Consider the following 24,438-nt stretch of genomic DNA (forward strand, 5'->3'; position numbering starts at 1 on the left):
CCTCAATGCCCCGCCGGCGGTCCCGCCTTCGCCGTAAACGGAGGCTTGGCCATCCACACCAGTACGATCAAGCCCATAAAAGCCCAGCCCAGCATGTGGAAGTAGTCGACGGTCGACATCATGTACGCCTGACTGTTGAGCATCCCCTCGAGTTGCGCGTAGGCCTGACTGCCCGCCCCGCCCAGATTGTTCAGCGCGTCGCGGGTCGCGGGCTCATAGGTGCTGATGTTTTCGCTCAAATAGGCATGGTGCTGATTCGCCCGCCGAATCCAGATCCAGGTGGTGAGCGATGCGGCAAAACTCCCTCCCAGGTTCCGCAGAAACGTCGCCAGCCCCGAGCCATCGGCGATCTGGTCAGGCGGCAAGTCAGACAGCAAGATGGTCAACGTCGGCATGAAGAACAACGCCACGCCAGCCCCCATGAAGAGTTGCACCAGCGCGATATGCTCAAAATCGACCTGACTGGTGAAATCGGCGCGCATGAAGCAGCTCAGCCCTATCGCAAAAAACGCCAGCCCGGCCAGCAGTCGCAGGTCGAATTTGTGCGCGTATTTTCCGACAAAGGGCGACATCAACACCGGCAGAATACCAATGGGCGCCACCGCCAGCCCGGCATAGGTCGGGGTATAGCCCATCTGTGTCTGCAGCCATTGCGGCAGTAGCAGGTTGATGCCGAAGAATCCGGCATAGCCCCCCACCAGGGTGATGGTACCGATGCGGAAGTTGCGAAAGGCGAACAGGCGCAAATTGACGATGGGGTGCCGGTCGGTCATTTCCCAAATGATGAATATTGCCAGGAAGACCACTGAAATGACGGTGCCTATCACGATGAAGCTGGACGCGAACCAGTCCAGATCATTGCCCTTGTCGAGCACGATTTGCAACGCACCTACACCCACGATCAACGTCAACAGGCCGACGTAATCCATGGGTTGTCGGCTGGTAACCACCGGCCGCGTACGCATTTGTGTGCGCACAACGAACGCAGCGAACAGACCGATTGGAATGTTGATGAAGAAAATCCATGGCCAGCTGTAGCTGTCGGTGATCCATCCACCAAGGATCGGCCCGGCAATGGGCGCCACCACCGTGACCATCGCCAGCAATGCCAGCGCCATCCCCCTTTTTGCCGGGGGATAAACCGCAATCAGCAGCGTTTGGGTCATGGGGTACAGCGGACCGGCGACCACCCCTTGCAGCACGCGAAAACCCACCAGCTCTGGCATCGACTGGGAAATCCCGCACAAAAACGACGCCATCACGAATAGCACGGTGGCCCAGATAAACAGTTTTACCTCGCCCACCCGGCGGCTGAGCCAACCGGTCAGCGGCAAGGCAATCGCGTTACTGACCGCAAACGAGGTGATGACCCACGTGCCCTGCTCCGAACTCACCCCCAGATTACCGGAGATGGTCGGCAAAGCGACGTTGGCGATGGTGGTGTCGAGCACCTGCATAAAGGTCGCCAGCGACAGGCCGATGGTGCACATCAACAAACTGGGCGGCGTAAAAGAGGCCGGGGCGGTCGAGCTCATCGCGAATCCTTTAACACTTGAACGTTGCTCCAGCCACAGGGCCGGAGCGGACGGATTGGCGAATCAGCGCTGAACCGTTCTGCTGTTGTTGGCGCTGTTATCGTGGATCAAACGCGTGATCAGGGCGTCGGCGTCGGCCAGTTGTTCTTCGTAGATATGGGTACTGAACGAGGCCTTCTGCGGCGGTTGCTGTGCCAGTACCGGGCCGCTCTGATCGTGCAGGTTGACGTTGGCCACGGTCGACAGGCCAATACGCAACGGATGCTCTTTCAACTGCTCGGCGTTGATGTGAATCCGCACCGGCACGCGCTGCACGATCTTGATCCAGTTACCGGTGGCGTTCTGCGCCGGCAGCAAGGCAAACGCGCCACCCGTGCCGGCACCCAGGCTGTCAACCGTGCCGCTGAACTTCACATCACTGCCGTACAGGTCAGATTCAATGTCCACCGACTGACCGATGCGCATTTTGCCCAGCTGGGTTTCTTTGAAGTTGGCATCGATCCACAGCTGATCCAGAGGAATCACCGCCATCAACGCGGTGCCGGGTTGAACCCGCTGGCCCAACTGCACGGTACGCTTGGCTACGTAGCCGGTGACCGGGGCAATCAAGGTGCTGCGGGCGTTACCCAAGTAAGCCTGACGCAACTGCGCGGCAGCTGCTTTCACATCCGGGTGCGAGGACACCACCGTGTCGTCCACCAGCGCGGAGCTGGTAGCCAATTGCTGCTGGACGTTGTTCAACGCATTTTGCGCGGTCGTCAGGTCGTCGCGAGCATGGGACAACTCTTCCAGAGAGATCGCCCCGCCTGCGGCAAGATTCTTGCGGCGGTTGTAGTTGTCCTGGGCTTTCTGCACCTCGGCCCGTTGCGCGGCCAGCTGGGCCCTCATCCCGTCGACATTACTGTAAAGGCCGCGCACCTGGCGCACCGTCTTGCCCAGATTGGCTTCGGCGCTTTGCAGGCTGACTTCGGCATCGCTCGGGTCGAACTGGATAAGCACCTGGCCCTCTCGAACCAGATCGCCATCGTCGGCGCCGATGCTCACCACCGTCCCGGTGACCAGCGGGGTAATGACCACCACGTTGCCGTTTACGTAGGCGTCATCAGTGCTTTCGTTCCAGCGCCCGTAGATTTCATACCAGCCCCAGATACCGAGACCGCCGAGGATCACCAGCATCAGGACCACCAGCAGCCAGATCTTGCGCTTGCGCGGGTTCTGATCCCGATCTTTGTTCTGAACTTCGTTCTGAGCTTTTGGGTCGTGTACAGACGTCTTTTCGGTAGCGGCAGTAGCCATGACGATTACCTTGAGTTATTCAGTCAGCGAAGCGGTTGATGGGGTGTTCAGGCCTTGGCTTTCGCCTTGAAAGCCTCCGCCCAGTGCCTGCATCAACTGGATCGACAAATCGATTCGTTCGGCGTTGAGATCCGCCAGTTGGCGTTGTGACTGGAGCAATTGCTGTTCAATGCTCAGCACATCGAGGTAGTTGCCTATCCCCGAGCCAAATCGCTGGACCACCGTGTTGTAGGAGTCTTGAGCGATGTCGGTGGCGCGCTGTTTGGCGTCGATCTGACCACCGATGGCACGCAGTTGAGAGAGCGTGTCGCTGACATCACCCAACGCCCGAACCAGGCTTTTGTTGTACTGCGCGACGGCCAGGTCGTAATCGGCATCGCGAGCATCAAGATCGGCGCGCAGGCGTCCGCCGTCGAACAACGGCAAGGACACGGCAGGCGCGATATTGAAGAAGCGGCTGGCCGAACCGAACAGCGCGTCACCCAGCAAAGACTCGGTGCCTGCGGCAGCGCTCAGGTTCAGGTTTGGGTAAAAGCGGGTTTTGCCAGCGACAATACTTTTGCTCGCGGCTTCCACCCGCCAACGCGCGGCCACCAGATCGGAACGACGCCCGAGCAGCTCAGCTGGCAGCGCCGACGGCAAGGCAACTGCACTGGGCTGGAGAACCTTAGGACGGGCGATCTCTTCACCCCGGTCCGGCCCTTTGCCCAGCAACACCGCCAAGGCTATTTTCGCGCTACGCAGACGTTTTGCGGCATTGATCAGTTGTTCTTCAGAACTGGCTTCGAGACTTTGGGTCTGCTGGAACTGATAGCGACTGTCGATCCCGGACTTCAGACGACGGTCACCCAGTTCAAGCATTTGTTGGGTGCGTTTCAAGTCGTCAGCCGCCAGATCATGAACCACATGGGCCTGACCAAGGTCGCTGTAGGCGCGGGCAACGTCGGCCGCGAGGGTCAGTTGCGCGGCTTGCTGATCGACTTCGGCGGCACGTGCCTGGCCAAGTGCAGCTTCCCACGTGGCGCGTTGACCGCCCCACAGGTCGAAGGTGTAATTGAAATTCACACCCAGATTACGCACGGTAGAGTAGGTACCACCCTCGCCTGTCGGGCTCTGATCGCGAGCCAGACGTGAACGACTGATACCCCCCTCGGCATCAACGGTCGGCATCCGTGCAGCGTCGGTGGCATACGCCGCGGCGCTGGCCTGATGCGCCCGGGCACTGGCAACTTGCATGTCTGGGCTGTCGCGCAATGCTTCACTGATCAGACCATCGAGTTGCGGGTCACCGAGGCTTTTCCACCAATCGCTTTTCGGCCAGACGGCGGGCGACAACGTCACGCCATCGAGCGCCTGCGCGGCCTGGAGGTTTTTCGCATCCAGGCGTGTGCCTTCGGGGCCAAGACCACGGTAACTGGCGCACCCGGCCAGGCTCATGGCGAGAAACACCAGACTCACTGAGGTCCGCAGAGTCAGGTTACTCATTTCCCACCTGTCGCTTTAACGCCTAGACGGGCAATAGTGATCTGATCATCGGCCGCCACCAGCACCTTGGTCAGTATCTGCTCAAGGCTCTGCAATTCGGCCGGTTCGAGCGCACCCAACAGGTCGTTCATGGCCTCGGCACCGATCTGCGGAAGGCGGTCCGAAAGCGTTTTCCCCTCTTCGGTCAACGCCAGATGTACCTGGCGCCGATCAGTGTCCGAGCGGGTGCGGGTGATCAGTTCTTTTTGTTCAAGGCGGTCCAGCATGCGAGTCATTGAGCCACTGTCGAGGGACAGGTGACGGCACAGGTCGGCCGGGGTGTCGGCAGAAAACTGGGCAATGATAACCAACACTTTAAACTGCGATGCGGTCACACCGTACGGCACCAGATGCGTGTCCAGCAGGCGATCTTTGAGCGCGTTCATGCGCCCGATCAACAGACCCATGAGACCGGAGTTGAAGTTGTCAGACGTGAAATGCTTCATCGAACCACCAAAAAGCTGCCTAGGCAGAGAGCTGGCGAAATACTACTGCCTAGGCAGCGAATGTCAATGCATTAATTAGCAAGCTTGCTAGTTGGACGGACAACAGCCGTTTTTATAACCCTATCGAACAACAGATGGACCTGGACACCCGCAGCGCATCCATCGGCAAAGTCGTGGCCGTCAAAAGCCGCGAAAGCGCGCCGCGGGCCTATTCACACAGAACGTTGTGCGACTGTAGGCTGAGGAGCTTTAATCTCGGGGCTGAGGGCTCGGAATACCACTGTGAAAGCGGAACTCGACATCGGGACTGTCGATGAGGCTGGCTTCGAGTACCCTGACTTTTTCGACGGTCCGCTCAACGTCAGCAGCTTCACCGTATTGATAGGCCAGCTTGAGGTAACCCTGGAAATGCCGGGCTTCACTTTTCAGCAACCCATCATAGAAGCGGCCCAGCTCTTCATCCAGATACGGCACCAGGGCTTCGAAACGCTCACAGCTTCGGGCTTCGATAAACGCACCCACCACCAGCGTATCGACCAGTTTGACGGGCTCATGGGTCCGCACCGCTGCTCTCAGCCCAGAGGCATAACGACTGGCTGACAATGCGCGCCATTCGATTTTGCGCTTTTTCATCAGCCGCAAGACCTGTTCATGGTGCACCAACTCCTCACGGGCGAGGCGCGACATCATCATGACCAAGTCAGGATACGAACCGTATTTGGCGATCATGCTCATGGCAGTGCTGGCGGCCTTGAATTCACAGTTCTTGTGATCGAGGAGCATCTTTTCCTGATTGGCCAACGCCGCCTCAATCCAGCCCGCGGGGGTCCTGCACCCTAGAAACTCATGGATTTCAGGCAGCACGGGCGCCCTCGAAACCTTGGTTACAGGATGTGAAGCGTCGATTTCAGGGTTCAGTTGCATAGGCTCACAGCACGGCTGGGTGGGCAAAACGCAGCATTATACGAGGGCAGAGCGAATGAACCAGCGCCTTGCAGCAGATTTGACCTGATCTGGATCAACAACCCAGTCAGCGGACTGCAACTATAGTTGTAGCTAAACAGCCGCCGTGAAAATAGTCAGTCGCATCTAGGGAGATCCAACTCATGCAAGCCGTTCGCAGCATCCTCGTGATAATCGAGCCTCAACATGCCGAAAGCCTGGCCCTTAAACGCGCCAAACTGATCGCAGGGGTGACTGGCGCACATCTGCATTTGCTGGTCTGCGACAAAAAACATGATCACTCGGCCCTGCTCAGCGTTCTCACGACCGGGTTGATCAGCGAAGGCTTCAGCGTTACCGCCGAGCAAGAGTGGAACGAGACGCTGCATCAAACCATCATTGATGCTCAGCTGGAAAAAGGGTGTGGCCTGGTCATCAAGCAGCACTTCCCCGATAACCCGCTGAAAAAAGCGTTGCTGACTCCCGATGACTGGAAATTGCTGCGGCTATGCCCAAGCCCGGTGCTGATGGTCAAAACCTCGACGCCGTGGACTGGCGGGGTGGTTCTGGCGGCGGTTGATGTCGGTAATTCTGACGGTGAGCACCGTGCCCTGCACTTCAACATCGTTGATCACGGCTTCCAGATTGCCGCGCTGGCCAAGGCGCAATTGCATGTCATCACCGCGCACCCTTCACCCATGCTGTCAGCCGCCGATCCGGTGTTTCAGCTCAAAGAAAGCATCGAAGCGCGCTACCGGGATCAATGCCGGGCGTTTCAGGCCGAGTTCGATGTCGATGACGCCCACCTGCACATCGCCGAAGGCCCGGCCGACGTGCTGATCCCTTATACCGCGCGCAAACTCAACGCGGTCGTCACCGTGATCGGCACTGTGGCGCGCACGGGTATTTCCGGCGCACTGATCGGCAACACCGCCGAAGTGGTGCTCGATTCACTGGAAACCGATGTGTTAGTGCTGAAAACCGAAGAAATCATTGCTCATCTGGAAGAGCTGGCGGCCAAGGGCTGATAGCGTTTGTGCCCGTTACATCGCCTTCGCGAATGGCTTGAAGCGATTTACCTGACGCCAAACGCATCCTTGAGAAAACCCGGGGCGATGTACCGTTCGTAATGGGCTTCTGACAGCAGAAAAAACTCGCGATCAATCGCATCGCGCAGTTCTGGCAGGGCCCAACTACGAAACTCCGGCATCAGCACCACCCCATACGCATCAAGCTGACTGATAACCCGCGCACCGCGGGCAATCAGTTGGTAGGCCCAGCAATAGGCCGACTGATGTGGCACAAAGCGGATTTTGCGTTTTTCCAGCTGCTGACGCAGCTTGGCAGCGTCGAACACTTCAAGCTTGGCGGTCATGACCTGGACGAGCAGTTGTTCCAGGCGCAGCCAGACCGCACGCTTTTCATCCTCGTTGTAACCATTCCAGTTGATTACTTCGTGGTGGAATCGCTTGCAACCACGGCACACCAGATCCCCATAAACAGTAGAACAGAGGCCGATGCAGGGAGTCTTGATGGTTTGATTGGACATGGTCGAGAGGACGGCAACAGGCAAAACAAGCGCGCATGTTAGCCCTTTGTCTAACGAGGGTCACCCCTGAACATGCAGGGTCTAACTTACCTTTACCCGATTTTTGCCGTAGAATCATCGAGCCTTTTAAGGCGCCAATGTCCGTTAGAAGCTGTTTTCAAAGCGTCACGAGCACAGTCAAGTAACCCAGCAGTCCGGTGTTGATGCAGGTATTTCTCTTCGAAAAATTCTGTGTCGACACTCATCAGCCGTCCTGCAGGCGTAAAACTTTGAAAACAGCTTCTGTAAGAAATTACCGACTCCCCGGCCAAATGGCTCAAAAAGCCTAAAAAGCGCATGGGTGCGGATAATTTTCTGGATGAGCGTCCCGGACACCCATTTGGGACCACTGATGAGGGTAATACTGTGCTTGAAGCCTACCGTAAACACATCGAAGAGCGTGCCGCCCAGGGTATCGTGCCCCAGCCGCTTAACGCCGAACAAACCGCAGGCCTGATCGAGCTGCTGAAAAATCCCCCGGCTGGCGAAGAAGCTTTCCTTGTCGACCTGATTACAAATCGCGTTCCACCAGGCGTTGACGAAGCTGCATACGTCAAAGCTGGCTTCCTGTCCGCTCTGGCCAAAGGTGAAGCCACCTCTCCGCTGATCGACAAAAAGCGTGCTGTTGAACTGTTGGGCACCATGCAAGGTGGCTACAACATCGTCACCCTGGTTGACCTGCTGGACAACGCTGAATTGGCGCCAGTCGCTGCCAAAGAACTCAAGCACACCCTGCTGATGTTCGACGCGTTCCACGACGTGGCTGAAAAAGCCAAGAACGGCAACGTTCATGCTAAAGGTGTTCTGCAATCCTGGGCCGACGGCGAGTGGTTCCAGAAGCGCCCTGTTCTGGACGACAAAATCAGCCTACGCGTGTTCAAGGTCACCGGCGAAACCAACACCGACGACCTGTCCCCTGCACCTGATGCCTGGTCCCGTCCTGACATCCCGCTGCACGCCCTGGCCATGTTGAAAATGGCCCGTGACGGCATCGTGCCTGATGAACAAGGCGTGACTGGCCCGATGAAGCAGATCGAAACCATGCGCGGCCAAGGTTTCCCTATCGCCTACGTCGGTGACGTGGTCGGTACCGGTTCTTCGCGTAAATCAGCCACCAACTCGGTGCTGTGGTTCTTCGGCGACGACGTTCCTTTCGTACCGAACAAGCGCTCCGGCGGCTTCTGCTTCGGTAACAAGATCGCTCCAATCTTCTACAACACCATGGAAGATGCCGGCGCTCTGCCGATCGAATTCGACGTTTCCCTGATGAACATGGGCGACGTGATCGACCTTTACCCGCATGCCGGTAAAGTCACCAAGCACAACAGCGAAGAAGTCCTGGCCACCTTCGAAATGAAGACCCCGGTACTGCTCGACGAAGTTCGTGCTGGCGGCCGTATCCCACTGATCATTGGCCGTGGCCTGACCGAAAAAGCCCGTACCGAACTGGGTCTGCCACCTTCGACCCTGTTCAAGCTGCCTGAACAACCGGCTGCCAGCACCAAGGGTTTCACCCTGGCGCAGAAAATGGTCGGCAAGGCATGCGGCGTCGCCGGCGTTCGTCCAGGCACGTACTGCGAGCCGAAGATGACCACCGTCGGTTCCCAGGACACGACTGGCCCGATGACCCGCGACGAATTGAAAGACCTGGCTTGCCTGGGTTTCTCTACCGATCTGGTCATGCAGTCTTTCTGCCACACCGCGGCATATCCAAAGCCGATCGACGTCAAGACTCACCACACCCTGCCTGACTTCATCATGACCCGCGGCGGTGTTTCCCTGCGTCCGGGCGATGGCATCATCCACAGCTGGCTGAACCGTATGCTGCTGCCGGACACCGTCGGTACCGGTGGTGACTCGCACACCCGTTTCCCAATGGGGATTTCTTTCCCGGCCGGTTCCGGTCTGGTCGCGTTCGCTGCTGCCACGGGCGTTATGCCGTTGGACATGCCGGAATCGATCCTGGTCCGCTTCAAAGGCAAAATGCAACCTGGCGTCACCCTGCGTGACCTCGTTCACGCCATTCCTTACTACGCGATTCAGGCTGGCCTGCTGACCGTAGAGAAGAAAGGCAAGAAAAACGCATTCTCCGGTCGCATCCTGGAAATCGAAGGCCTCGACAACCTGAGCATCGAACAGGCTTTCGAGCTGTCCGACGCCTCTGCCGAGCGTTCCGCTGCCGGTTGCACCATCAAGCTGTCGAAAGAGTCGATCGCCGAGTACCTGAAGTCCAACATTACCCTGCTGCGCTGGATGATCGGCGAAGGCTACGGCGATGCTCGTACTCTGGAACGTCGTGCTCAAGCGATGGAAGCCTGGGTTGCCAACCCTGAGCTGATGGTTGCCGATGCTGACGCCGAATACGCCGAAACCATCGAAATCGACCTGGCTGACATCAAAGAGCCTGTGCTCTGCGCGCCAAACGACCCGGACGACGCCCGTCTGCTTTCCAGCGTTGCTGGCGAGAAGATCGACGAAGTATTCATCGGTTCGTGCATGACCAACATCGGTCACTTCCGCGCTGCAGGCAAACTGCTGCAGAAAGTTGAAGGTTCGCTGCCAACCCGTCTGTGGCTGTCGCCTCCGACCAAAATGGACGCGCACCAGTTGACCGAAGAAGGCTACTACGGCATCTACGGCAAAGCTGGCGCACGCATGGAAATGCCAGGTTGCTCGTTGTGCATGGGTAACCAGGCACGCGTTGAACCTAACGCTACCGTGGTGTCCACGTCGACCCGTAACTTCCCCAACCGTCTGGGTGATGGCGCGAACGTTTACCTGGCCTCGGCCGAGTTGGCGTCTGTTGCATCGATCCTGGGTCGCCTGCCGACCGTTGAGGAATACATGGCCTACGCGAAAGAAATCGACACCATGGCAGCGGACGTTTACCGCTACCTGAGTTTCGACCAGATCGCCGAGTTCCGTGAAGCTGCAGCGAACGCCAACATCCCGGTCGTTCAAGCGTAACGAAACACCGCGTTGAAAAAACCCCGTCCTGGTGACGGGGTTTTTTTTGCCTTCAATACTGTCAGAGTCAGAAAACAAAAAAGCCCCACATCTCGCGATGCAGGGCCCTTTGTTACCGCTTCAACTCACACCATCAAACCACAACCGCCTGACCACTCATCGCCAAATCCAGCAACTCACGGTTGGCGACGGCATACATCGCGTAGTCAGTTCCGCTGGCCGCACGCAGCTCAACCAGCATTGCCCGCCAGCGCTCGACCATTGGCAGGTGCTGTTCAAGCCACAATGTCAGGCGCGCTTCGACATCCGCCGGAGCATCCGGCATCTGCAGGACCGACACAGTGATCGCCCGTTGCTGCCAGTCGATGTCGTCACGGAAGGCTTCACGTGCCAGGGCCTGCCAGTTGTTTTCCACCGGCAGGTTGCTGATCTGTTGCAAGTACCAAGTCACGTCCAGCGCGCTGCCCACGGCGAAGTAAGCCTTGGCCACATCGGCAGCGTTCTGCCCGGTGACATCCGACGCTTCGATGATTGGCAACAGCGTGTACAAGTGGCTGGTGCCTGCGACCATGCGCGCCAGCAACTCGGGTACGCCGGCTTCGACATACGTTTGATAACGAGCCTGCCAGACTTCCCGGGTCGGGCCTTCCAACAGCTCGTCAAGCTTGAGACCCAACGCCGCGATGTGCGGACCGAAGTGTGCGACGTCGCGTCCAGCATCCAGTTCGTTGCGACGGCTACGCAGGAACCAGCGCGTGGCGCGACGACCCAGACGCATCAGCTCGTCCATCAGGGCTAACTGGATTTCGGCCGGAACCTTGTAATCCAGGGCCTCGATCTGCCGGAACCAGTGCGGCAGGTGGAAGATGTCCCGCACGATCACGTAAGCGCCCGCCACATTGGCCGCACTCATGCCAGTGGACTCTTTGAGCCGCTGAACGAAGGTGATGCCCATATGGTTGACCAGGTCGTTGGCGATCTGGGTGCTGACGATTTCGCGCTTGAGGCGGTGACGACGCATGGCCTCGGAGAACTTGGCGGCCAGCGAAGGCGGGAATGCCGTCTCCATGTCGCGCACCAGATAATCGTCATCTGGAACGCGGGACCCGAGCAGCGATTCCTTGAGGTCGATTTTGCTATAAGAGATCAGCACCGACAGTTCGGCACGGGTCAGGCCATGGCCCGCCCCAGTCCGCTCGGCCAACTGCTCTTCGGTCGGAAGGAACTCGATGGCACGGTCCAGCTTGCCACGCGCTTCCAGATCGCTCATCAGACGCTTGTATTCAGCGATCCGCTCATAAGCGCGACGCGCGGCCAGGGACAAGGCCTGCGTCTGCTTATAGTTGTTGCCCAGCACCAGGCTGCCGACTTCGTCGGTCATGCTTTCGAGCAGCAGGTTTCGCTGCTTCTCAGTCATGTCACCGGCCTGAACGACTTCGTTGAGCAGAATCTTGATATTCACTTCGTGGTCGGAGCAATCCACACCACCGGCGTTGTCGATGAAGTCGGTATTGGAGCCGCCGCCATTGAGGCCGAACTCGACCCGACCCAATTGGGTCATGCCCAGGTTGCCGCCCTCGCCCACTACTTTACAGCGCAGTTCATTGCCGTTCACACGCAGCGCATCGTTGGCCTTGTCGCCGACATCGGCGTGGCTTTCTTCGCTGGATTTGACGTACGTACCGATACCTCCGTTCCACAGCAGATCCACCGGCGCCTTGAGCAGCGCATTGAGCAACTCGGTCGGGGTCAGCTTGTCGGCCGTGATGTCGAAGCGTTCTTTCATCTGTGGGCTGATGGCGATGCTTTTCGCACTGCGCGAGAAGATCCCGCCGCCTTCGGACATGATGCTGGCGTCGTAGTCGCTCCAGGCCGAACGCGGCAGATCAAACAAGCGCTGGCGCTCGATGAAACTGTTGGCCGGCTCAGGATTCGGATCGATGAAGATGTGCAGGTGGTTGAACGCAGCAACCAGCAGCAGCTTGTCGGACATCAACAAGCCGTTGCCGAACACGTCACCGGCCATATCACCGATACCGATCACACTGATGCTGTCTTGCTGGACGTTGATGTCGCGTTCACGGAAGTGACGCTGCACACCGACCCACGCGCCTTTAGCGGTGATGCCCATTTTTTTGTGGTCGTAACCGGCCGAACCACCCGAGGCGAAAGCATCGCCGAGCCAGAAGCCGTAATCGATGGCAATCCCGTTGGCGATATCAGAGAACGTTGCGGTACCTTTGTCAGCTGCAACGACGAGGTACGGATCATCCTCGTCATGCCGTACCACATTGGTCGGCGGCACCAGGCCACCGTCCTTGAGGTTGTCGGTGATGTCCAGCAAACCGGAAATGAAGATTTTGTAGCAGGTGATCGCTTCAGCCTGAGTCTCGTCACGGCTGCCGCCAATCAACGGCAGGCGACGCGGAATGAAGCCACCTTTGGCGCCCACTGGCACGATGACCGAGTTCTTCACTTGCTGGGCTTTTACCAGACCCAACACTTCGGTGCGGAAGTCTTCCTCACGGTCCGACCAGCGCAAGCCACCACGAGCGACGTTGCCGAAGCGCAGGTGCACACCTTCGACCCGTGGCGAATAGACGAAGATCTCGAATTTTGGCACCGGCTTGGGCAGCTCGGGAATCAGGCGCGGGTTGAACTTGAAGCTGAAGTAGCTTTTGTTCTGACCGTTGGCGTCCGGTTGGTAGAAGTTGGTCCGTAAGGTAGCTTTGATCAGGTCCAGGTAACGACGCAGGATGCGGTCTTCGTTGAGCACCTGAACGTTGTCCAGTGCCGCCAGAATCGCTTGTTCCAGGCGCTGCTGCTTGTCTTCCAAGTCGTCGGAAGTCAGTTTTCGCGCCAGATAGAAGCGCGTTTTGAACAACCGCGTCAGCTCGCGAGCGATATCGGTGTGGTTGTTCAGGGTGCTGGCGATATAACCCAGATCAAAGCCCAGACGAATCTGCTTCATGTAACGGGCATAAGCACGCAGCAACGCGACATCGCGCCACGGCAGACCCGCCGTCAACACCAGACGGTTGAACGCATCATTTTCGGCATCGCCGCTCACGATATGTACGAACGCATCTTGCAGCGTGTCATTGAGTTGCTGAATGTCGAGGTTCAGGCCTTCACCCGCCGTAAAGGCAAAGTCGTGAATCCAGAACTCGCGGCCATTTTTTCGAAGCAGGCGATAAGGGAACTCACCCAGCACGCGCAGGCCAAGGTTCTCCAGAATCGGCAGGACGTCGGACAAGGCCAGCGGGGTATCGGCGTGGTACAGCTTGCAATGCAGTTGCTGCTTACCGGCTTGCGCCAGCGGCTGGTAGAAGCTCATCACCAACGGATTGGCTTCAGTCAGGCTGAGCAAATGCTGCATGTCGACCACGGCCGAATGCGCAGCAAAGCGCTCACGGTAACCGGCCGGAAAACCTTTAGGGTAGTCGGACAGCACATTGGTGCCGTGGGCTTCGCCGAAGCTTTCGATAACGAGGCTGGAGTAATCGTCCTGCCAAGACCGGCAAGCCTGTACCACTTCGTTTTCCAGCTGCTGTGCGTCGATGTCGAGACGGCTTTTCGGGTCCACTCGCAGGATCAACTGCACGCGCGCCAATACTGACTCGGAGAAGAAGGTCCAGAATTCGCAATCGCTGGCCTTCAAGCGATCCATCAGTACTTGCTGGATTTTCTGCCGGACTTCGGTGGAATAAACGTCGCGCGGCACATAGGCCAGGCAGTAGCAGAACCGGCCATACGGGTCCTTGCGCAGGAACACGCGAATCTTGTTGCGCTCCTGGATCTGGACGATGGACATCACGGTGCTGAACAACTCGTCCACCGGGGTCTGGAACAGATCATCACGCGGCAGCACTTCCACCACCTGCGCCAATTCCTTGCCCAGATGCGCCTTGGCATCGAAACCGGAGCGACGCTCGACTTCGGCAACCTTGCGGCGAATGTAAGGGATCTGACGCACGCTCTCGCCGTACACCGATGAGGTGTACAGGCCCATGAAGCGGCATTCCTTGATCACTTTGCCGGTAGCATCGATCTTGCGGATCGACACGTAATCCGGGTACGCCGGGCGATGCACCCGGCTTGGGTGTGCGGCCTTGGCGAACGACAGCAACATCGGCTCTTGCAGATAATTCACTGCGTAGTCTTCGATGTGCAGGTCTTCTTTGGTCAGCCCTGCGCGCAGCAGCTTGGTCAGACCGAGGAAGGACGACTCGTCATACACGAGATAGCCGCCGCCATTGTCATTACGGACTTCGAACTCTTCGTAGCCAAGGAAGGTGAAGTGGTTGTCCACCAGCCATTGCAGGAAGACCTTGACCTCGGACTTCTCGCCTTCTTCAACGGCAAACTCAAGGGTGTCGATACCGGCCAGCAGCTCGTTGATCTTGACCTTCATCGGTTCGAAGTCAGCGACCGCGATCCGTACTTCATCCAGCACTTGCTCGAGTTCACGAACCAGCACATTCATTTCGGCAACATTGGCGCAGCGATCAATCTCCAGGTACATCAGAGACTCTTCCAGGATGTCCTCGCCGTGAGAACCCTTGGGCAACAACTCCAGCAATTCGCCCTTGCTGCCGCGACGCACGCTCAGCACGGTGGTTTGCAGGGTGTGAATGCTGTAACCGCGACGGTTCAGCTCGGTACGGACCGAGTCCACCAAAAACGGTAGATCGTGATGCAGAACCTCGACCGCGGTGTGGGTCGACTGCCAGCCATGGCGCTCGTAATCAGGGTTGTAGACCCGCACTTGCGGATGAATATGTTCGAAACGTTCAAGCAGTCGCCAGGCAGACAAGGTGCAACCGGCCAGGTCGGATAGCCGGCGCTGGGTCAGTTCATCAAGGGAAATAATGCCGAAGAATTGCTCAGCGAACAGCGCCACTTGTGGCAGTGCCTGTTCACTGATGTGCTGCGCCAGTGCCGCTTGCAGTTGATGCTGGAAGTCGGACTTGCTGGCTGCGGTGAAGAACGCCATCTGTGGTACTCCGCTTGGGCTTTTTATTGATAGAAGCGTCGCATCCCGTTCAGGGAATCGCCATCACGCGTGCTGAGTTTCAAACAAACGCAGCACAGCATGACAGGGTAATGAAGCTAAAGAACAAACGCTCGTCACGATCGGGTAGTCACATTCATTTTCCCGAGAGTGAACTCGGTGAAGAAAATGGGCATCTACAAAAACGACTGCCCGGGCGGGCTGTGTCTTTAGAGGTGTCCATCCTGCTGCGAAGCTTAACGATAGCGGGCCCGACCCTGCTTGCGGTGCTGCGACATATTCGGTCATCGGCACGTAACAGGCGCGCGAAATCCCCTCTAAATAGAGGTCGACACCGAATCAGGTGTTCTTGAATGATCAAGGGAAGGCATTGCCGAGACTGAGAAGAGGATCACAGCCAGCCGGATAAAGCGGGGGATTGTGGATAAAACGTCACGGGGTGCGATTGCGCACCCCTGGACAAGCAGCCGATGATCAGGGATCAGGCTTTTTTCAAGAACTCGGTACGCAATACCAAGCCTTTGACTTTCTCGACCTTGCATTCAACTTCATCTTCGTTATCGGTCAGGCGAATGCCCTTGACCATGGTGCCACGCTTGAGCGTGACCGAAGTGCCTTTGACTTTAAGGTCCTTGATCAGCGTCACTGAGTCGCCGTCGGCCAGTTGGGTACCATTGCTGTCTCTAACAATCAGGGTCATATCGAGTAAACATTCTTAAGCATTACGAAGGTGTAATGGCCCGCATTATAGCCCCTGCCCCGCCCAATAAAAACCTAGCAGGCCACTGGGACATAGCGTGTAATTAACCGACAAACAATCGCCGAGACTGGCAAAATCAAATTTTGTCTGCCTCGATAGATCAGGAAACCATCATGCAAATCAACGCGACCGCCCTCATCGTCAACCCTTGCGATGACGAATACGACGATATGGCCTTGTTCTGCTGCCACGGGGAAACAGGCGATCTGTTCTCGCTGACCCGCTTCCCTGACGAGAATCAGGTGGAGATCACAGTCGGTGACGACAAGACACTGACCCTGGAAAACTTGAAAGTCACCTTCAGCGCCGAACGCCTGCTGGTTGAAATCGACCCCGCCGACGCTGAGCAGCTCGAGGGTCATGTCACCTATGAAATTCGTCACACAACACCGGCGGACGAGTTGCGTGATGTCCAGGAAACCTTGCAGATCATTCTGGAAGACATCGGTACCTACGTCAGCGAAATTGCCTGAACCCCATCGCTTGATCGTCAACCGACACTAAGACGGGAACAGTCATGACCCCATCGATTTTCGATGCCCACTGCCACATCATCGATTCGCGCTTTCCCCTGGTGCCCAACAACGGTTATCTGCCCGAACCTTTTACCGTCGAGGATTACCTGGCCCAAACCCGGCCACTGGGCGTCACCGGCGGTGCGGTGGTGTCCGGTTCTTTCCAGGGCTTCGATCAAGGTTATCTGCTCGACGCCCTGCATCGACTAGGGTCAGGCTTCGTCGGCGTGACCCAATTGCCAGGCCGCGTGACTAACGCCGAACTGCAAACCCTGAATGGCTTTGGGGTGCGCGCACTGCGCTTTAACCTCAAGCGTGGCGGTTCGGAGCAACTGGACCAGCTTGAAGCGCTGGCCCATCGCGTGCACGAGCAAGTGGGATGGCACTCTGAGCTGTACATCGACTCCCGTGAGTTGCCCGAGATTGAACAACGCCTGCTGCAATTGCCGGCGATCAGCATTGATCATCTGGGTTTGAGCAAAGAGGGTCTGCCCAGCGTCCTGCGTCTGGCCGAAAAAGGCGTACGTATCAAGGCCTGCGGTTTTGGTCGGGTGGACTTCCCGGCAGCCTCGACACTAAAAGACATTTTCGCCGCCAACCCCCACGCCCTGATGTTCGGCACCGACCTGCCCTCCACTCGTGCGCCACGGCCGTTTGCAGCGAGCGATATCGAACTGCTGATCGATGCAGTGGGCGAACAAGGCGCACGGCTGGCGCTGTGGGACAATGCGACGGCATTTTATCGGGTGTAAGTACTGCGGAAGGCCGTGATGGAGATTTATCCAGCAGCAATCTCCTACACAGCTTAAACACGACACGTCAGACAATTCCGATATTTACGCAGGTTAAATCCGACAATCCCGGAAAAAAGCCCATAGCCGTTAGTCGGCACAGCCCCGGATGGATTAAAGTAACACCCCCAACCTCAGCGTCGTTTGACGCTGTCGGTCACCCTGCCAGGAACAGTCAACGATGGAACATCGTGAAGCGCTGATTGCGCTGCGAACCTTTCTCTCAACGCAGATTCTCGGCCAGGAAAAACTGATCGAGCGGCTGTTGATTGCCCTGCTCGCTGACGGCCACATGCTGGTCGAGGGCGCACCGGGTCTGGCCAAGACCAAAGCGATCAAGGAACTGGCCGAAGGCGTCGAAGCACAATTCCACCGCATTCAATTCACCCCTGACTTGCTGCCTGCCGACATCACCGGCACCGAGATCTATCGTCCGGAAACGGGCAGCTTCGTCTTCCAACAGGGGCCGATCTTCCACAATCTGGTGCTCGCCGACGAAATCAACCGGGCCCCGGCCAAGGTTCAGTCAGCCTTGCTGGAGGCCATGGCCGAACGTCAGGTCAGTGTCGGGCGCAGCACCTATGAACTGTCGCCGCTATTTCTGGTGATGGCGACGCAGAACCCCATCGAGCAGGAGGGCACCTATCCGCTGCCCGAGGCCCAGCTCGACCGCTTCCTGATGCACGTCAAAATCGGCTTCCCGGACGCGGCAGTCGAACGCAAGATCCTTCAGCAAGCTCGCGGCGAAGCACTTAATGGTGAAACCAAGCCAGAACGCCGGGTCAGCCAGCAGGCGATTTTCGCTGCACGCAAGGAAATCCTCGGGCTGTATATGGCCGATGCGGTGGAGGAATACCTGGTACAGCTGGTGATGGCCACGCGCACACCCGCCAAGTTCGACCCGGAAATGGCCGACTGGATTGCTTACGGCGCCAGCCCGCGTGGCTCGATTGCCCTGGACCGCTGCGCACGGGCTCATGCCTGGCTGGCTGGCCGGGATTTCGTCAGCCCCGAAGATATTCAGGCGGTGCTGTTCGACGTGTTGCGCCACCGTATTATTCTGTCGTTCGAAGCGGAAGCCGCCGGTATCGATCAGGACCGCGTGATCCAGCGCATCCTCGACGTCGTGGCTGTCGCCTGACCCCATGCAACCCCAACCGATTGCCGAACCGGGAATTCGCGTCAGCCTCGCTGAGCTGATCGAGATGCGCCATCGCGTGCGCGAAGTGCAGTTGTTTTCCACCCCGAGCCAGCGCAGCCCGTTGATCGGCCTGCACCACTCGAAGCTGCGCGGGCGTGGCGTGGACTTCGATCAGGTGCGGGTTTACCAGGCTGGCGACGACGTGCGCACCATCGACTGGCGTGTCACCGCCCGCACCCAGGAGCCGCACACCAAGCTGTTCCATGAAGAGCGCGAACGTCCCATCTTCATTCTGGTGGAACAAAGCCGTCGGCTGTTTTTCGGGTCGGGCCTGATGTTCAAATCGGTCCTCGCCGCTCAGGCTGCGGCACTCATCGGCTGGGCCGCCCTGAGCCATAACGACCGGGTCGGCGGTCTGGTGTTCGGCGACAACGAGCACTATGAGATCAAACCCCGGCGCAGCAAGCAGAGCCTGTTGCAGTTGCTCAACCGGCTGGTGCGGGTCAATCAATCACTGCACACCGAAATTCCCGCCGACCGTGACGCTTTTGGCACCGCCCTGCGCCGCGCCCGTGAAGTGCTGCGCCCCGGCAGCCTGGTGATCGTGATCTGCGATGAGCGGGCGCTGTCCGATGCGGCCGAGCAGCAACTGAGTCTGCTGTCCAGGCATTGCGATCTGCTGCTGTTGCCGCTGTCCGACCCACTGGATCACGCTTTGCCGGCAGCCGGCCTGTTACGCTTCTCCGAACGCGGCGCGCAGTTGGAACTCGACACCCTCAAACCAGACTTGCGCCAGGCCTATCGTGCTCAAGGCGAAGCCCGCGTTGCACACTGGGAATTACTCGCGCAAAAACTGCGTGTGCCATTGATGCCACTGAGCACACAGAGCGAAATGGTCGAGCAGCTGCGCGAATACCTGAATCCCCAGCGTCCCGGTAAACAACCATGAATAACCTGGAGCAATTGCAACCGCTGATCCCTCCCGCGGCGGTCAGCCTCTGGCCACCGGCGCCGGGCTGGTGGCTGCTTTTGTTCTTACTTCCAGTGGCGGCGTGGTGGCTGTGGCGTTTGCGTCGTTACTGGCCCGGCAAGCGCCCGGTCAGCCGTGCCGAGCAACCCCTGGATCCGTTGAGGGTCGCGGCCCTGGAAGAACTCGCCGGACTGCCCAAGCCTTACGACGGAGCACCTGCTGGCGCCTGGCTGCAGCAAATCAACGCGTTGCTCAAGCGCCTGTGCCGCAACCACTATCCCTACAGCCAAAGTCACACCTTGAACGGCCGCAAGTGGCTGGCCTTTCTCGACAACCGGTGTCCCGCTGCGGGCCTGACCCGCTGGATGGTGCTGGTCGAAGGCGCGTACAAACCGGAGTGCAAACTCGATGACAAAGCTATCACCGGCCTGAATCAGGCGGTCGACACCTGGATTCGCAAACATGTTTGAGTTCGCCTGGCCGTGGGTCTTCGCCCTGCTGCCTCTGCCCTGGCTGATGAGGATACTGTTGCCTGTGGCAGACAGCGGTGAAGCAGCACTCGAGGTCAGTTTTCTCAGCGAGCTGGAAGGTCTGGCCGGACGTCGGGCACGGACCAGTTTGCCTGGGTGGCGGCAACAGGCACCACTCATTCTGCTATGGCTGTTATTGCTGATGGCCGCTGCCCGTCCAGAGTGGCTGGGTGAGCCGCTGCCAATTGCTGCCAGTGGCCGCGACTTGTTAGTGGCCGTTGATGTCTCCGGTTCCATGGACTACCCCGACATGCACTGGAACGGCGATGAGGTCAGCCGCTTGACCCTGGTCAAAAATTTGCTGGGAGACTTTCTCGAAAGTCGTGAAGGTGATCGTGTTGGCCTGATCCTGTTTGGCAGCAAGGCCTATCTTCAGTCACCTCTGACCTTCGACCGACACACCGTGCGTATCTGGCTGGATGAAGCACGGATTGGCATCGCCGGAAAAAACACAGCCATCGGCGACGCCATCGGCCTGGGTCTCAAGCGTCTGCGTCTGCGCCCGGCACAAAGCCGGGTGTTGGTGCTGGTCACTGACGGCGCCAACAACGGCGGCGAAATCGATCCGCTGACCGCCGCGCGCCTGGCCGCCAATGAAGGGGTCAAAATCTACCCGATTGGCATCGGTGCCGACCCGGAACAAGGCGCAACGCTAGGCATGCCGGGATTGAACCCGAGCCTGGACCTGGACGAGCCCACCCTTAAACACATTGCCGACATCACCGGGGGCACATATTTTCGTGCCCGCGACGGCCAACAATTGCAAAAAATCAGACAAACACTCGATACCCTGGAGCCGGTCGCCCAACAGCCTACCCAAGCACGCTCGACCCAGGCGTTGTATCACTGGCCGCTGGCCGGCGCGCTGCTATTGAGTATGCTGTTGGTTATCCGCGAACGCTTTCCGAACAACCTGCTGCAACGCTTCTTCAAGCAGAAAGTTTTTCTGCCGTCGAATGAGCAATGGCGTCAGCGACTCAAGCGTTTGCGGAGGCGTCGATGATCACATTCTGGCCGCACTGGCTCAGGCCTTGGTGGTTGCTGCTACTACCGCTGCTGGGCTGGTTGCTGTGGCAACTCTGGCACCGACAAAAACGTGCAGGACGCTGGCAGATGATCTTGCCTGTGGCTTTCCACGCGGTACTGCTCGGAGGCGGCAGTGGTCGAGACAGCAAATTGCCGTGGGTTGCGCTGGGCCTGGCCTGGACCCTCGCCGTGCTGGCGTTGCTCGGACCGAGTTGGCAGCACGTCGAGCAATCCAGCCAGAAGCCCGCCGACCCGTTGGTCGTGTTGCTCGAGTTGACCCCGGAAATGCTCGCCACCGACACTCCGCCGACTCGCCTGGAGCAGGCGCGACGTAAACTGCTCGACCTGTTGCAGAGCCGCAGCGATTCGCAAACGGCGATCATCGTCTATGCCGGTAGTGCTCACACCTTGGTGCCGCTGTCTGACGACCTGACCACCAGTCGCAACCTGCTCGACGCGCTCAAGCCCTCTATCATGCCTGAAGCCGGCCACCGCGCCGATCTGGCGGTAACCAACGCACTTGCCCTACTTAAGCAAAGTGCGCAGGGCCAAGGGCGCTTGCTGTTGATCGGCTCGTCACTCGGCGAACAGGAACGCCAAGGCATCCGCGAGGCTTTGAGCCGACAGTCTAACCCGCTGCTGATCCTCGGCGTTGGCACCGCCGACGGTGCGCCGGTCATGCAGGAAAAAGGGGGCTTTCTCAGAGACCCACAAGGCGCGATCCTCCTGCCTCGCCTGGACAGCCCAAGCCTGAAAGACTTCGCCAACCAGATCGACGGGCGCTATCGTCAGGCCTCCCTGGATGACTCCGACCTGCGAGGACTGGGCCTGTTCGACAGTCCGCAAAGCCTGCGCAGCGATGGCCAGACCGTGCATCTGGACAGCTGGGACGATCAGGGTCCGTGGCTGCTGCTGCCACTATTATTGCTCGCGGCCTGCGCCGGGCGCCGAGGCTGGTTGTTGTGCCTGCCGCTGTTATTCATGCTTCCACAGCCCAGCTATGCTTTCGAGTTCAACGACCTGTGGTTGCGGCCCGACCAGCAGGGCCAGCGCCTGCTCGAACAAGGTCGGCCTGCCGAAGCTGCACAACACTTCAAGGACAGCCAATGGCAAGGTCTGGCGCTGTACCAGGCCGGCGACTACGCCAGTGCCGCTCAGCGATTTGCTGAAGGCAACAACGCCGCCGACCACTATAATCGCGGCAATGCGCTGGCCAGGGCTGGCGAACTGGAAGCCGCGCTGGATGCCTATGAACAGGCCCTGGAACGCCAGCCCGATTTGCAACCGGCTTTGAAAAACAAGGCGCTGGTCGAGCGTTTGCTGGAACAGGACAAGCAGCAACAGGCCTCCAACCCCAACAAGCCGGACGGCAGCAAAAAAGACGACATCGGCGAAAGTCCACAAGCTGGCGCGGCGACAGCACCGCAGAATCCAAATCAGCCGCTACCCCCATCAGGCGACGACAGCAGCGCCAATAACAACACCGTCACCAGCAACCCGAACAGCCCGGCTGGCGGCAACGACGTACCTGGCTCACAACTGGGCGATGAAAACACCACCCGACCACCGATAAAACCCGCCGACACCGCCCTCGACGGAGAACGACGACAAGCTCTGGAACAATGGTTGCGACAGATCCCGGACGATCCCGGCGAATTGTTGCGACGTAAATTCTGGTATGAACAGCAACAGCGTCAGGAACAAACCCGATGAGTCGCCCGTACACTTTATTGATCAGCCTCATGCTAGGTCTTATGACGCTGTCGGCTCAGGCTGCAGAGCTGGTGGCCAGCGTCGATCGCGCACGCCTGAACTCCGGCGAAACCGTAGAGCTGACCCTGGAATCCAATGACGTCACGTTGTTCGGCAAACCCGATCTGACCGTGCTGGAGGTTAACTTCGACGTACACGGCACGCGGCAGATCAACCACCTGACCACCCTGGACGGCGGCGCTCAAGCCACCACCCGCTGGATCATTACCCTGCTGCCGAAGCAGAACGGCACCGTGGTCATCCCCTCGTTGCAACTGGGCGAGCTGAAAAGTCAGCCGATCACATTGCAAGTGGTACAAAGCGAAGCCCAGGACCAAGAGACGCTGGCGCCCGTGTTCATCGACGCCAGCCTCGATCAGGAAAACGTCTACGTTCAAGCTCAGGTCGTGCTGACCCTGCGCGTCTATCACTCGGTCGCACTGTTCGATGACAGCAACCTGACGCCTCTGCAGATCCCGGATGCACGGATCGAAAAACTCGGTGATTCGCGCACCTATGAAAAACTGATCAATGGCATTCGCCACGGTGTCATTGAGATACGCTATGCGATTTATCCACAGCACAGCGGTGAGTTGCTGATTCCCGCGCAAGTCTTCAGTGCAACGTTGGTGCAGGACGCTCAAGCCCAGAATCAGGGACAGGCTCAGGGTGTCAACCCGACGGGGCCGAAGCCAGGCAAGCAGGTGCACGTCAGCTCCGCCGAAATCCCCCTGTGGATAAAACCCCAGCCCACCGACTACCCTGCCGACGCCCCATGGTTGCCCGCACGCAGCGTGAGCCTGAGCGAAGCCTGGAACCCGGAACCGGAACCGGAACACATCCTGCTCGGCGACTCCCTGACCCGTAGCCTGACGATCCGCGCCGAAGGCTTGTCGAGCGCGCAACTGACGCCACTGCCCAGCACCGACGTCAGCGGCCTGCGTCGCTACCCCGACCAACCTCAACTGGCCAACCTGACCAGCGAGCGGGGCCTGATCGGCAGCCGCGAAGAACGTGAAGCCCTGGTGCCTACACGCACAGGCGCAATCGACTTACCGGCAGTGGACGTGGTCTGGTGGAACACCCTTGACGATCATCTGGAACACAGCAGTCTCCCCGCACGCACCCTTCAGGTGGTGAATAACCCGAGTCTGTCTCTGAACACTCCGGTGAGCACCGATGCGAACGGCATGACCATCGCAGGGCAATCGTTGTGGCCATGGCAACTGAGTACATTACTTCTGGCCTGCACTACCCTGCTCGGCTTTGGCCTATGGTGGCGCGCGCGTTGGCAACCGGCAGTGTCGCGGGTTGTGCAAGCGGGTCCGAGCCCACGCACCGTACTTGATGAACTCAAACGTGCCAGTCTGTCCAACGATCCGCAGGCGACCCGCCAGGCGCTGGATGCCTGGGCCCGCCAACAACCGGAAACCCTGGCCGACATGGCTGCACGTTTCGTACCCTTGTCCGACGCCCTCGACGGCCTGAACGGCGCGCTGTACAGCGAGGCAGGCCAGTACTGGCAAGGTGAAGAACTGTGGCGCGCCGTGCGTACATTGCCAGCAGGTGAGCGGGTTCAGAATCCGGCCACCGACACCAGCCTGCCGCCGCTGTACCCGAAATAATTTTGAATATCTGCGG

Annotated in this window: 18 protein-coding genes; 10 read left to right on the forward strand and 8 right to left on the reverse strand. The window is 58.7% G+C overall.

From position 1 onward, the window contains the following. Positions 1 to 2 precede the first annotated feature (2 nt). The 5 genes from ACVBEG_RS18070 to miaE form a co-directional block, all read right to left on the reverse strand. Positions 3 to 1,535, reverse strand: a complete 1,533-nt coding sequence (locus tag ACVBEG_RS18070; RefSeq protein WP_447108162.1) for a DHA2 family efflux MFS transporter permease subunit — start codon at positions 1,533 to 1,535, stop codon at positions 3 to 5. Positions 1,536 to 1,598: 63 nt separating this feature from the next. Next, complete coding sequence (locus ACVBEG_RS18075; RefSeq protein ID WP_322217215.1) at positions 1,599 to 2,831, reverse strand: HlyD family efflux transporter periplasmic adaptor subunit; 1,233 nt, start codon at positions 2,829 to 2,831, stop codon at positions 1,599 to 1,601. A 15-nt stretch (positions 2,832 to 2,846) separates the two neighbouring features. Beyond that, complete coding sequence (locus ACVBEG_RS18080) at positions 2,847 to 4,316, reverse strand: efflux transporter outer membrane subunit (protein ID WP_447108163.1); 1,470 nt, start codon at positions 4,314 to 4,316, stop codon at positions 2,847 to 2,849. Further along, entirely contained in the window at positions 4,313 to 4,801 is a 489-nt protein-coding gene (locus ACVBEG_RS18085; RefSeq protein ID WP_322178262.1) for a MarR family winged helix-turn-helix transcriptional regulator, read from the reverse strand. Before ACVBEG_RS18085 ends, ACVBEG_RS18080 begins: the two co-directional genes overlap by 4 nt. A gap of 249 nt (positions 4,802 to 5,050) precedes the next feature. After that, the gene (gene miaE, locus ACVBEG_RS18090; RefSeq protein WP_407074573.1) at positions 5,051 to 5,665 is read right to left on the reverse strand and encodes a tRNA-(ms[2]io[6]A)-hydroxylase; all 615 of its coding nucleotides are present in this window, start codon (positions 5,663 to 5,665) and stop codon (positions 5,051 to 5,053) included. A gap of 242 nt (positions 5,666 to 5,907) precedes the next feature. Here miaE and ACVBEG_RS18095 point away from each other — a divergent pair, with 242 nt between their 5' ends. Beyond that, a complete protein-coding gene (locus tag ACVBEG_RS18095; protein ID WP_322178260.1) occupies positions 5,908 to 6,771 on the forward strand; it encodes a universal stress protein in 864 nt (287 codons plus the stop codon). Between the two features lie 47 nt (positions 6,772 to 6,818). Here the strand turns inward: ACVBEG_RS18095 and ACVBEG_RS18100 are convergent, their stop codons facing one another. Continuing rightward, on the reverse strand, positions 6,819 to 7,292 hold the full coding sequence (locus tag ACVBEG_RS18100) for a DUF1289 domain-containing protein (RefSeq protein WP_219061501.1): 474 nt from the start codon (positions 7,290 to 7,292) through the stop codon (positions 6,819 to 6,821). 405 nt (positions 7,293 to 7,697) lie between these two features. Here ACVBEG_RS18100 and acnB point away from each other — a divergent pair, with 405 nt between their 5' ends. After that, entirely contained in the window at positions 7,698 to 10,298 is a 2,601-nt protein-coding gene (gene acnB, locus ACVBEG_RS18105) for a bifunctional aconitate hydratase 2/2-methylisocitrate dehydratase (protein ID WP_322178259.1), read from the forward strand. A gap of 133 nt (positions 10,299 to 10,431) precedes the next feature. On the opposite strand, the gene ACVBEG_RS18110 is transcribed toward acnB, so the two are convergent. Together ACVBEG_RS18110 and ACVBEG_RS18115 are read right to left on the reverse strand one after the other, a co-directional pair. Beyond that, a complete protein-coding gene (locus ACVBEG_RS18110; protein ID WP_322178258.1) occupies positions 10,432 to 15,294 on the reverse strand; it encodes an NAD-glutamate dehydrogenase in 4,863 nt (1,620 codons plus the stop codon). Positions 15,295 to 15,793: 499 nt separating this feature from the next. Then, complete coding sequence (locus ACVBEG_RS18115; RefSeq protein WP_257604287.1) at positions 15,794 to 16,012, reverse strand: alkylphosphonate utilization protein; 219 nt, start codon at positions 16,010 to 16,012, stop codon at positions 15,794 to 15,796. 173 nt (positions 16,013 to 16,185) lie between these two features. Here ACVBEG_RS18115 and ACVBEG_RS18120 point away from each other — a divergent pair, with 173 nt between their 5' ends. From ACVBEG_RS18120 to ACVBEG_RS18155, 8 genes are all read left to right on the forward strand, one after another. After that, entirely contained in the window at positions 16,186 to 16,545 is a 360-nt protein-coding gene (locus ACVBEG_RS18120; protein ID WP_322178257.1) for a hypothetical protein, read from the forward strand. A 44-nt stretch (positions 16,546 to 16,589) separates the two neighbouring features. Further along, positions 16,590 to 17,339, forward strand: a complete 750-nt coding sequence (locus tag ACVBEG_RS18125; protein WP_322217218.1) for an amidohydrolase family protein — start codon at positions 16,590 to 16,592, stop codon at positions 17,337 to 17,339. A 220-nt stretch (positions 17,340 to 17,559) separates the two neighbouring features. Continuing rightward, entirely contained in the window at positions 17,560 to 18,519 is a 960-nt protein-coding gene (locus tag ACVBEG_RS18130) for an AAA family ATPase (RefSeq protein ID WP_219061506.1), read from the forward strand. 4 nt (positions 18,520 to 18,523) lie between these two features. Continuing rightward, positions 18,524 to 19,468 carry a DUF58 domain-containing protein gene (locus ACVBEG_RS18135; protein ID WP_322178255.1) on the forward strand — a complete coding sequence of 315 codons (945 nt, stop codon included), beginning with the start codon at positions 18,524 to 18,526 and terminating at the stop codon, positions 19,466 to 19,468. Then, positions 19,465 to 19,959 (forward strand): DUF4381 domain-containing protein, encoded by a 495-nt coding sequence (locus ACVBEG_RS18140; RefSeq protein WP_322178254.1) that lies wholly within the window; start codon positions 19,465 to 19,467, stop codon positions 19,957 to 19,959. Before ACVBEG_RS18135 ends, ACVBEG_RS18140 begins: the two co-directional genes overlap by 4 nt. Then, entirely contained in the window at positions 19,952 to 21,022 is a 1,071-nt protein-coding gene (locus ACVBEG_RS18145) for a vWA domain-containing protein (RefSeq protein ID WP_322178253.1), read from the forward strand. Before ACVBEG_RS18140 ends, ACVBEG_RS18145 begins: the two co-directional genes overlap by 8 nt. Continuing rightward, complete coding sequence (locus ACVBEG_RS18150; RefSeq protein WP_330200805.1) at positions 21,019 to 22,758, forward strand: vWA domain-containing protein; 1,740 nt, start codon at positions 21,019 to 21,021, stop codon at positions 22,756 to 22,758. The genes ACVBEG_RS18145 and ACVBEG_RS18150 overlap by 4 nt, the downstream gene beginning before the upstream one ends. After that, positions 22,755 to 24,422 (forward strand): BatD family protein, encoded by a 1,668-nt coding sequence (locus ACVBEG_RS18155; protein ID WP_330200804.1) that lies wholly within the window; start codon positions 22,755 to 22,757, stop codon positions 24,420 to 24,422. Before ACVBEG_RS18150 ends, ACVBEG_RS18155 begins: the two co-directional genes overlap by 4 nt. Positions 24,423 to 24,438: the final 16 nt, after the last annotated feature.

Source organism: Pseudomonas sp. GG8 (assembly GCF_052976945.1).